The organism is Nocardia sp. NPDC051321 (assembly GCF_044455225.1).
GTDB lineage: Bacteria > Actinomycetota > Actinomycetes > Mycobacteriales > Mycobacteriaceae > Nocardia.
Genome location: NZ_JBITEM010000014.1, coordinates 130,900 through 143,314 on the forward strand (window position 1 = coordinate 130,900; position 12,415 = coordinate 143,314).

The following is a 12,415-nucleotide window of genomic DNA, read 5'->3' on the forward strand; positions in this document are numbered from 1 at the left end:
CGAATCAGAGCGGCCGCCGCAAGGTGTGGCTTCAACATGTTCGACAGGCAGGATGAGCAGAGTTTCATGGTTCGTGTTTTGGGGGACGTGCGTCCGAATGCTCGGCGGGGAAGCAAGACCCTGGCACTGGTGACCGCATGACGCGTTCCGCTCGTGTCCGTCCAGCTCGGACCCGGCGACCCCGGGTTATCACGCTGCCACAGCTGATGGCCACCGCCGTCGAGGCGAACCCGGACGGCATCGCCCTCACCTACGCCGACGCCACAGCGACACTGGCGCAACTGAGCTACGCCGAGCTCGACGAGCGGTCGACCCGTTTGGCGCGGCTGCTGATCGAGCGCGGCGTCGGCCCGGAAGATCTTGTCGCGATCGGCGTTCCGCGCTCGATCGATTCCGTGGTCGCCGTCTGGGCGGTGGCCAAGTCCGGCGCCGGCTTCGTGCCGGTGGACCCGAACTATCCGGCCGACCGCATCGAACACATGGTGAAGGACTCGGGCGCGGTCTTCGGCCTGACCACCGCGCAGACCGCCTCCCAGCTGCCGGGACAGGTCGAATGGCTCGTCATCGATAGTGATGCGACGCTGACTTCGCTCGAGCGGCACTCGACCGAGCCGATCACCAATGCCGATCGGGTGCGCCAGCTGCGCGCCGAGCATCCGGCCTGGGTGATCTACACCTCCGGTTCGACCGGCGCGCCGAAGGGCGTGGTGGCCACCCAGGCGGGCATCGCCGGGTTCTGCGAGGAACAGCGCACCCACTACGGCGTCACCAGTACCGCACGGACCCTGCACTTTTCGTCGCCGTCGTTCGACGCGTCGATGCTGGAGTTGCTGCTCGCCCTCGGCGGCGCGGCGACCATGGTCGTGGTGGCGCCGACGGTGTTCGGCGGCGACGACCTGGCCGAGCTGCTGCGCCGCGAGCGGGTGAGCCACGCCTTCATCACCCCGGCCGCGCTGGCCTCGATCGATCCCGCCGGGCTCGACGATCTGGGCGTGGTCGCGGTCGGTGGCGAGGCCTGGCCGCCGGATCTGGTGCGGCGCTGGATACTTCCGGTCACCGGCGGCGTTCGCGCACTCTTCAACGTCTACGGGCCGACCGAGACCACGATCGTGGTGAATATCGGCGAGCCGCTGGTGCTCGACGCCCCGCTGACTATGGGCGGGCCGATTCGCGGTGTCACCGAATATGTGCTGGACGAGCGGCTTTCGCCGGTGCCGGACGGCGTGATCGGCGAGCTGTACATCGCGGGCGCGCAGGTGGCGCGTGGCTACCATGAACGACCGGCGCTCACCGCCGGCCGGTTCGTGGCGAACCCGTTCGATCCCAGCGGTTCTCGGTTGTACCGCTCGGGTGACCTCGTCCGCTGGACAGCCGAAGGTCGGCTGGAGTACGCGGGCCGCAACGATTTCCAGGTGAAGGTGCGTGGTTTCCGCATCGAGCTCGGCGAGATCGACGCGGTGCTCGCCACCAACGAGAGTGTCGACTTCGCGGTGACCGTCGGCCACCAGCTCGACAGCGGGACAACAATTCTGGCCTCCTACGTGCTGGCCGCCCCCGGCGCGACGGTGGACACCGACGAGCTGATCGCGGCCGCCGAGCAGCGGCTGCCCGCGCACATGGTGCCGACCACGATCACGGTGCTCGACGAGATCCCGCTGTCGCCGACCGGCAAGCTGGACCGGCGCGCGCTGCCCGCGCCGCAGCTGCAGACCAAGGAATTCCGCGCGCCGAGTGGCGAACTGGAGCAACTGGTCGCGCACGTCTTCGCGGAACTGCTTGACACCGGTGCCGAGATCGGTGCCGACGACGACTTCTTCGAGCTCGGCGGCAACTCGCTGATCGCCACCAAGGTGGTCGCCAGGATCGGCGCGCAGATCGGCGCGCGGGTGCCCGCGCGGACGGTCTTCGAGGCGCCGACCGTCGCCGGTTTGGCGGCCAGGCTCGCCCCGTTCACAGGGTCGGGCGGGCGGCAGGCGCTGGCGCCCATACCGCGCCCCGAACACATTCCGCTGTCGCTGGCGCAGCAGCGGATGTGGTTCCTGAACCAGTTCGACACCGCGTCGGCGGCGAACAACATTCCGTTCGCGATCAGGCTCTCCGGCACGCTTGACGTGTCCGCGCTGCGGGCCGCGGTCGCCGATCTGGTCGAGCGGCACGAGACTTTACGCACGGTGTACCCGGCGGTGGACGGCACCGGATACCAGGTGATATTGCCTGCGGCGCAGGCGATTCCGGAGCTGGCCGTGACCGAGGTCGCCGAGTCCGAGCTGCCGGGCAGGCTGGCCGAGTTCATGCTGGCCGGGTTCGATGTGGCGGCCGAGGTGCCGCTGCGGATGGCACTGCTGCGGTTGGGCGTCGACGACTACGTGCTCGCGGTGGTCGTGCACCACATCGCGGCCGACGGCACCTCGATGGCGCCGATGGTGCAGGACCTGACCGTCGCGTACTTCGCGCGCACCGAGGGGGACGCGCCAGGCTGGGCCCCATTGCCCGTGCAGTACGCCGATTACGCCCTGTGGCAGCGCGCGATGCTCGGCGACGAGAACGATCCTCGGTCGGTGGCCGCCGAGCAGATCGGTTACTGGCGAACGGCATTGGCGGGTCTGCCAGGCAGGCTCGAGCTGCCGACGGATCGGTCGCGCCCCGCGCTGGCAACCGGGCGCGGCGGTGTCTACACGTTCGAGGTGGACGCCCAGACCAGGGCCAAGCTCGACGCGCTCGCGCATGACACGGGCGCCTCGCTGTTCATGGTGGTGCACGCGGCCTTCGCGGCGTTGCTGGCCAGGCTGTCGGGTTCGACCGATATCGCCATCGGCACGCCGGTGGCGGGCCGCGGCGAGGCGGAGCTGGACGGCCTGATCGGCATGTTCGTCAACATGCTTGTGCTGCGCACCGAGAACGCGCCCGGCGCATCGTTCCGTGAGCTGGTCGAGTCGGCCAAAAAGGTCGACCTCGCGGCCTTTTCGCATGTCGAGCTGCCGTTCGAGCGGCTCGTCGAGGTGCTCGATCCGGCACGTTCGCAGGCGCACCATCCGCTGTTCCAGGTCGCGTTGTTCTTCCAGAACATGGAGAAGCCCGCGTTGGAACTACCGGGGCTGTCGGCGTCTGCCCTGGATCTGGACGGCGCGGCGGCCAAGTTCGACCTGCAGTTGACCGTCACCCCGCACGACGGCGAAAACGCCGGTCTGTCGGCCATGTTCAGCTACGCGACGGACCTGTTCGACGAGGCGACGGTGGCGCGCTTCGCCGCCAGGATGCGCCGACTGCTGCGCGCGGTCACGGCTGATCCCGACCGCGCGGTTGGCGATGCCGATCTGCTGTCGCTGGTCGAGCGGGATCGAATCCTGTTCGAGTGGAACGACACCCGGCAGCGGGTCGCGCCGCACCTGCTGCTCGACGGCTACCGGCAGGCGGTGGCCGCCAACCCGGACGCCGTCGCGGTGGTCTACGAAGGCACCGAGCTGACGTATCGCGAGTTCGATCAGCGGGTTAATCAGCTTGCCCGGTTGTTGATTTCGCAGGGTGTGGGTGCGGAGTCGTTGGTGGGTTTGGCGATTCGGCGTTCGCTGGATCTTGTTGTCGGTATGTACGCGATTGTGACCGCTGGTGGTGCGTATGTGCCGTTGGATCCGGATCATCCGGCCGAGCGGATCGCGCATATTCTCGACACCGCCCAACCCGCCTGTGTCGTCACCACTTCCGTCGATGCTGTCGCGCTGCCGGACGGCGCCACCGCGGTGGCCATCGATGCCGCCGACCTGGCGCGTTTCGACGGTGCGCCGGTCCGCGCGGACGAGCTGCTCCGGCCGGTCTCGCCGCTGAACCCCGCATACGTCATCTTCACCTCCGGCTCCACCGGTCGCCCCAAGGGCGTCGCGGTGTCGCACGCGGCGATCAACAACCAGATCGAATGGATGCTCGCTGAGTATCCGCTCAACCAGGACGACGTCTACCTGCAGAAGACCGCCACCACCTTCGACGTGTCGCTGTGGGGCTTCTTCATGCCGCTGCGGGTGGGTGCCAAGCTGGTCGTCGCGACCCCGGACGGCCATCGTGACCCGGCCTATGTCGCGGAAACCATTGCCGCACAGCGAGTCACGGTCACCGACTTCGTGCCGTCGATGCTGACGATCTTCGCGGCGCACACCGCCAAGGGCGCCGTGCCGACGCTGGAGCAGATCTTCGTGATCGGTGAGGCGTTGCCGCCGGAGACGGTGACCGCGCTGCACGCGGTGATCGACGCTGACGTGCACAACCTCTACGGACCCACCGAGGCCGCGGTGTCGGTGACCTACTGGCCCGCGGACGGTTCGGATACCCGGTCGGTGCCGATCGGGTTGCCGCAGTGGAACACCCGCGTCTACGTGCTCGATGCCCGACTCCGCCCGGTGCCTGACGGCGTAGCGGGTGAGCTGTACCTGGCCGGTGATCAGTTGGCCCGCGGGTATGTCCGGCGGCCGGATCTGACCGCGGATCGCTTCGTGGCCAACCCATTCGGCACCGGTCAGCGCATGTATCGCACCGGCGATCTGGTGGTGTGGCGCAAGGCTTCCGGCGCCGACGAGGACATGGTGCTCGACTACATCGGGCGCACCGACTTCCAGGTGAAGTTCCGCGGCCAGCGCATCGAGCTCGGCGAGATCGAGACCGCGCTACTCGCCCAGCCTTCGGTGAGCCAGGCCGTGGCGCTGGTCAGTCAGTCGACCCTCGGCGACCAGCTGGTGGCCTACGCGGTCGCCGCACCCGACGCCAGGATCGAGCCGCAGGATTTGCGTGCCGCGATCGCGGAAACGCTGCCCACCTATATGGTTCCGGCCGCCATCGTCGCGCTCGACGCGTTCCCGCTGAATGCCAGCGGAAAGCTGGATCGCAAGGCGCTGCCCGAGCCGATGTTCACCGCGCGCGAATTCCGCTCGCCCGCAACGGCGGTCGAGGAGATCGTGGCGGGCGTGTTCGGTGAGGTACTTGGGCTCACCAGGGTCGGCGCGGACGACGACTTCTTCGCGCTCGGCGGTAATTCGCTGATCGCCACCCAGGTGGTGGCGCGCCTCGGTGCCGCCGTCGGCGGCCGCGTGCCGGTGCGCACGCTGTTCGAGGCGCCGACCGTGGCCGGTCTCGCGGCGGTGATCGACTCGCAGGTGCACAGTCGTCCCGGCGTCGAGCTCGGCAGCATCGCGCGACCGGACGAGCTGCCGCTGTCGCTGGCGCAGCGCCGGATGTGGTTCCTCAACCGCTTCGACCAGTCCGGCGACGAGACGGCCGGGTCGGGTGCCTACAACCTGCCGTTCGCCTTGCGGCTGACCGGTGCGCTGGATGTCGCGGCGCTCGGTGCGGCACTGCATGATGTGGTGGCGCGGCACGAGGTGCTGCGCACCGTGTATCCGGAGACGGACGCAGGCCCGATCCAGGTTGTGTTGCCGCCCAACGGGATCACCCTGGATATCGCACCGCGGCTGCTCAGCGAGGCCGACGTGGCGAGCGCGGTATACGCGCTGGCGTCGAGTTCGTTCGATGTGACCGCCGAGGTCCCGGTGCGGGTGGCCCTGCTGCAGGTGGATGGCCAGGCGGATACGTATGTGCTTGCCGTCGTGGTGCATCACATCGCCGCCGACGGGTCCTCGATGGGCCCGCTGGTGCGCGACGTGATGATCGCCTACGCCGCGCGGACCGCGGGCGAAGCGCCGAACTGGACACCACTGCGGGTGCAGTATGCCGATTACGCGCTGTGGCAGCGTGCGGTGCTCGGCGACGAGGCCGATGCCGAATCGATTGCCGCGCAGCAGATCAGCTTCTGGCGCGCACATCTGGCCGACCTGCCGGATCTGCTGGAGTTGCCGACGGATCGGCCGCGTCCCGCGATCGCGTCGATGGCGGGTGCCCGGGTCGACATACAGATCAATGCGGCCACGCACGCCGGACTAGTGGAACTCGCTCGCGCGCAGGGCGCGACGTTGTTCATGGTCGTGCACACCGCGCTGGCCGTCTTGCTTGCCCGGCTCTCGGGTTCGGCGGATGTCGCCATCGGTACCCCGCTGGCCGGTCGTGGCGAGCGTGAGCTCGACGATCTGATCGGCATGTTCGTGAACACGGTGGTGTTCCGGACGCAGTTCGAGTCGGCTGAGCCGTTCGTCGAATTGCTCAGCAGGCAGCGGGAATCCGACCTGCAGGCGTTTGCGCACGCGGATATTCCGTTCGAGCGGTTGGTGGAAGTGCTCAACCCGCCGCGTTCGACCGCGCACCATCCGTTGTTCCAGGTGGGCTTGTCGTTCCAGAACATCGCCCGTGCCGCGCTCGAGCTGCCCGGCCTCGCGGTGTCCGGACTGGACGCGGATCTGGCTGTGTCGCAGTTCGATCTGCATCTCATCGTGGGTGACGGCTACGACGAGTCCGGCGTGCCGACCGGCATGGGTGGGTTCTTCACCTACGCGACAGACCTTTTCGACGCCGCTACGGTGCAGGGCTTCGCCGACCGGTTCGCGCGGATCCTCGCCGCCGTGGTGGCGGACGCGACGACACCGGTCGGGGATATCGAGGTGCTCGACGCGGTCGAGCGCGACGACGTGCTGGCGGGGTGGAACGCCACCGAGCAGCAGGTCGACGAGTCGGCGACCTTGGTCTCGCTATTGGATGCCGCGGTAACCGCCGACCCGCGCTCCGTTGCGCTCGTAGTCGATCTGCCGACCGGACGCGAGAAGGTGACCTACGCCGAGCTGGATGCTCGGGTGAATCGTCTTGCGCGGCATTTGATCTCGATGGGTGTGGGGCCGGAGTCGCGGGTGGCGCTGGCGTTCCGGCGTTCGGTGGATTTGGTCGTGGCGATGTATGCCGTGGCGAAGTCCGGTGGTGCGTATGTGCCGGTGGATCCGGCGCAGGCTGCCGAGCGGACCAACTACATCCTCGAGACCGCCGCTCCGGTGTGTGTGCTGACCAATGCCGATGCCGAGTTCGCTACCGATGCCGCGCCTTTGGTGCGGATCGATGAGCTCGATCTCGAGGGACTGGATGCCTCCCCGGTCGCCGACGACGACCGTATCGCGCCGCTGCGTGCGGAGAACACGGCCTATGTGATCTTCACGTCGGGTTCGACGGGTCGTCCGAAGGGTGTTGCGGTTTCGCACGCGGCGATCGCGAATCAGTTGCAGTGGAAGGTCACCGAGTTCGGTCTCGATGCCGCCGATGCGGTTCTGCTGAAGACCGCTGCCACGTTCGACTTGTCGGTGTGGGAGTTCTGGTCGGCCGCGGTGTGTGGTGGACGACTTGTTATCGCCGCGCCCGATGGTCATCAGGACCCGGTGTACCTGAACGAGCTGATGGCCCGCGAGTGGGTGACCACGCTGCATGTGGTGCCCTCGATGCTCGACGCACTGACCAACGGCGATTTCCCCACCTCGTTGTGGCGGGTTTTGGCGATCGGCGAGGCGCTTCCTGCCGGACTGGCGCAGCGCTTCGTGCGCGACTACCCCCGCGTCGAACTGTTCAACCTGTACGGTCCGACCGAAGCCGCGGTGTCCATCACCAGTCACCGGGTCACTCGAAACGACCAGGCGTCGGTGCCCGTTGGCGCACCGGAGTGGAACAGTCAGGTCTTCGTGCTCGATTCGCGGCTGCGGCCGGTGCCGGTGGGTGTCTCCGGCGAGCTCTATCTGGCCGGCGCCCAGCTGGCGCGTGGTTACTTCGGTCGTGCGGATCTGACCGCGGATCGGTTCGTGGCCAACCCGTTCCAGCCCGGTGCGCGGATGTACCGGACCGGTGATCTGGTGGCGTGGCAGGCCTCCGGTGAGTTGGAGTACCGGGGCCGTACCGACTTCCAGGTGAAGATTCGTGGTTTCCGGATCGAGCTGGGTGAGATCGAGGCGGCGCTGCTTGCGCTGCCGGAGATCGCGCAGACGGCGGTGGTCGCCAAGTCTGATCCGAAGACTGGTGATCGGTTGGTTGCCTACTTGGTGGGCGCCGATGTCGATGTGGTGCAGGTGAAGTCGGCGTTGACCGCTGGTTTGCCGTCGTACATGGTGCCGTCGGCGTTCGTGGTGCTGGATGCGTTGCCGTTGAATGTGAACGGCAAGCTGGATCGAAAGGCGTTGCCGGAGCCGGAGTTCGAGGCGCAGGCGTTTCGTGCGCCGTCGACGCCGATCGAGGAGATCGTGGCGTCGGTGTATGCCGAGGTGCTCGGTGTGGAGCAGGTCGGCGCGGATGACGACTTCTTCGGTCTCGGTGGTAACTCGCTGCTGGCTACTCAGGTCGCCGCCCGCATCGGTGCCGCGCTCGATGCCAGGGTGCCGGTGCGTACTCTGTTCGAGGCGTCCACTGTCGCCGGTCTGGCGCGCAAGGTCGAACAGCACGCGGGCACCGGCGGCCGCAAGGCCCTGGTCGCAGGCCAACGCCCGGAACGGATTCCGCTGTCGCTGGCACAGCAGCGGATGTGGTTCCTGAACCAGTTCGACACCAGTTCCGCCGTCTACAACATCCCGGCCGCCATCCGCCTTTCCGGCGAACTCGACGTCGCCGCGCTGCACTCGGCGGTGACCGATCTGGTCGGCCGCCACGAGATCCTGCGCACCACCTACCCGCAGACCGGCCAGGGCCCGGTGCAGTCCATCGCCACGCGGGTACCGGTCGACCTCACTCCCGAGCCGATCGATGCGGCGGAGGTGGCGGACGCGGTATACCGCACCGTCGCCGCGGGTTTCGATGTCACCACCGAGGTTCCGTTCCGCGCCAAGCTGTTCCAGGTCACCGACACCACCGACTACATCCTGGTCTTCGTGGCGCACCACATCAGCGCCGACGGCTGGTCCATGGGCCCGCTGACCCGCGACCTGATGCTGGCCTACGCCGCCCGCACCAGCGGCCAGGTTCCGGCCTGGGAGCCGCTTCCGGTTCAGTACGCGGACTACAGCATCTGGCAGCGCGACGTGCTCGGCGCCGAGGACGACCCGCAAAGCCTGATCGCCAAGCAGGCGGACTACTGGCGCACCGCGCTGGCCGCGCTGCCGGACGAGCTGGCCATCCCCGCCGATCGTCCGCGACCCGCGGCCGCCTCGTACCGGGGCGCGACGCTGGATCTCGAGATCGACGCCGACCTGCACGCCGCCCTCGATCGCGTTGCCAAGCAGCACAATTCGACCCTGTTCATGGTGGTGCACGCCGCACTAGCGGTGCTGCTCGCGCGGCTGTCCGGCACCACCGACATCGCCATCGGCACGCCGGTCGCCGGCCGCGGCGAGGCCGAACTCGACGACATGATCGGCATGTTCGTCAACACCCTGGTGCTACGCAACGAGATCGCGCCGGGTGCCACCTTCGACGCGTTGCTCGCCGACGTGCGAGACACCGACGTCGCGGCCTTCGGCCACGCCGACCTGCCGTTCGAGCGCCTGGTCGAACTGCTCGACCCGGTCCGCTCGGCGGCCAGGCACCCGCTGTTCCAGGTGATGCTGGTCTTCCAGAACCTGGCCACGGCCTCGCTGGAACTGCCCGGCCTCACCGTGTCCGGCATCGATCCGCAGGTTCAGGTCGCCAAGTTCGACCTGCAGCTCACCGTCGCGGAACAGCCGGACACCCAAGGCATGTCGGCGATCCTCAGCTACGCGACGGACCTGTTCGACGCCGCGACGGTGCAGAACTTCGCCGACCGGTTCCATCGCATCCTCACTGCGGTGGCCGCCGATGCCGCGGTAGTGGTGGGCGATATCGACATGCTCGCCGCCGGCGAAGCCGAACTCGTACTGCACGAATGGAATTCACTCGGCGCCTGGGTGCCCGGTGCCACCCTGCCCGGCCTCATCGCCGACCAGGTCTGGCGTCGTCCGGACGCGGTCGCCATCCGCTTTGGTGACCGCACATTGGCCCACCCGTCGCCCGACCACCACCCCTCATCGAGTCGCTCCGCGACGCTTACCTATCGCGAATTGCAGCATCGCGCCAACCAGGTCGCCCGCGCGCTGATCGCCCAGGGCGCCGGCCCGGAATCGCTGGTCGCCGTTGCGGTCCCACGCACCGAGGACCTGCCGGTCGCCCTGCTCGGCGTGCTCGCGACCGGTGCCGCCTACCTGCCGATCGACTCCGCCTACCCGGCGCAGCGGCTGGAATTCATGCTCGCCGACGCCGCCCCGGTCTGCGTGCTGACCACGGCGGACGAGCGCGCCGCGGTGCCCACCGGTGACCTGCCCGTCGTCTTGTTCGAGGAGACAACGGCATTCGCCGACGCGCCGATCCACGATGCCGACCGGCTCGCGCCGCTGCACCCCGACAATCTGGCCTACGTCATCTACACGTCCGGTTCCACCGGCGTGCCGAAGGGCGTCGGCGTCTCGCACCGCAATGTCGTCGAACTGTTCGCGAACACCCAAACCCTGTTCCGCTTCGGCGAACACGATGTCTGGACGCTGTTCCATTCCTTCGCGTTCGACTTCTCGGTGTGGGAACTGTGGTGCGGTCTCGCGCACGGCGGCTCGGTCGTGGTGGTCGACTATGTCACCTCGCGGTCGCCGGAACAGTTCCGCGAGTTGCTGATTCGCGAACGCGTGACCGTGCTGAACCAAACCCCGTCCGCCTTCTACCAATTGGTGGAGGCCGACCGGGCCGCCGACCCGGCCGAGCTGGCGCTTCGCTACGTCGTGTTCGGCGGCGAGGCCCTGGACCTGCGCAAGCTCGAGCGCTGGTACGAACGACACGGCGCGACAACTCGTTTGGTCAACATGTACGGCATCACCGAGACCACGGTGCATGTGTCGTTCCTGCCGCTGGAGGAGCGGGATCGGCACAACGCGGCCAGTGTCATCGGTCGCGCGATCCCGGGCCTGGACGCCTTTGTGCTCGACCCGCGCCTGCACCCGACTCCGCTCGACGTGCCGGGCGAGATCCACGTCGTCGGCGCGCAACTGTCTCGCGGTTACCTGGGCAAGCCGGGTCTCACCGCGGCCAGGTTCGTGGCAAACCCGTTCGGCGCGCCCGGTTCTCGCATGTATCGCACCGGTGACATCGGCCGCTGGCGCGACCGCGGCGACAAGGCGCTACTCGAATACGCCGGTCGCGGCGACCAGCAGGTGCAGCTGCGCGGCTTCCGCATCGAACTAGGCGAGATCGAGGCGGCGCTGGTGCGCTGCGACGGGGTGAATCAGGCCGTCGCACTTGTCCGTTCGGATTCGCACGGCGACCGGCTCGTCGGTTACGTCGTGTCCGACGGCGCCGCGGTCATCGATCCGGTGACCGTCCGTTCCGAGGTCGGCCGGTTCCTCACCGGCTACATGGTGCCGGACGCGATCGTGGTGCTGGACGCGCTCCCGCTGACACCGAACGGCAAGCTCGACCGAAAGGCGCTGCCCGCACCGGAATTCGTCAGCGCGCGCGACTTCCGCGCGCCGAGCACGCCGCTGGAGCGGACCATCGCCGCGGTCTTCGCCGACCTGCTCGGCGCCGAAACGGTCGGCCTCGACGACGATTTCTTCGCACTCGGCGGCAACTCGCTGCTGGCCGCGCAGGCCGTCGGCCGGCTGCGCGACGCCGCCGGTGCGACGGTCAGCGTGCAATGGTTCTTCACCGATGCCACGGTGGCGGGCCTCGCCGCACGGATCGACACGCAGACACCGGGGGAGACCGACCCGAACGCCGCGATGAACGTCCTGCTGCCGATCCGCACCGCGGGCACCGCGGCACCGCTGTTCTGCCTGCACCCGATGTACGGCCTGGCCTGGAGTTACGCCGGGCTCACCCAGCACCTGCCCGCCGATCAGCCGATCTACGGCGTGCAGTCGCCTGCCCTGTCCGAGGACGGCGCCCTGCCGGACTCGATCGCCGAGCTGGCGCACCGCTACGTCGCCGAGATCAGGACCGTGCAACCGCAGGGCCCGTACCGGCTGCTCGGCTGGTCACTCGGCGGTGTGCTGGCGCACGCGATCGCCACCGAGCTGCAGGCCGACGGCGAGCAGGTCGCGCTGCTGGCCATGATGGACAGCCACCCGAACCCGGACGTCGCGGGCTTCCGCGCGGCGGTGCGCGGGGCGCTGGCCGAACTCGGGCTCGGCGGCGACCTGATCGGGGCCGAGGACGATATCTACGACCTCAGCGATCAAGCGCTGGCCGCGCTGCACGCGATGATCCCGCCCGAACTGGTCGCGCTGACCCCCGAACGGTTGCGTCGGATCTATCGCAGCGCGGTCCGCTCGGCCGAACTGATCGCCGAGCACCGACCGGGGGTGTTCGACGGCACGCTGCAGTACTTCAGCGCGGCGGTGGCCGACCCCGCGGATGTGCTTCGCGCCACGTCGACCGACTGGTCGCCGCACGTGACGGGCGCGGTGGTCGATCGGCCGGTCGGCGTGACGCACGCGCGGATGACCACCCCGGAGGCGCTGGCCGAGATCGGCGCCGAGCTGGCGATTCTGCTCGATCAGCTGAGCTGAGCAGGTCCTGCCGA

Annotated in this window: 1 pseudogene; it reads left to right on the plus strand. The window is 68.5% G+C overall.

What is annotated here, in order from left to right:
* Positions 1-191: 191 nt before the first annotated feature.
* A pseudogene (locus tag ACIA8C_RS31760) lies at positions 192-12,401 on the plus strand (amino acid adenylation domain-containing protein); the annotation flags it as partial.
* Positions 12,402-12,415 lie beyond the last annotated feature (14 nt).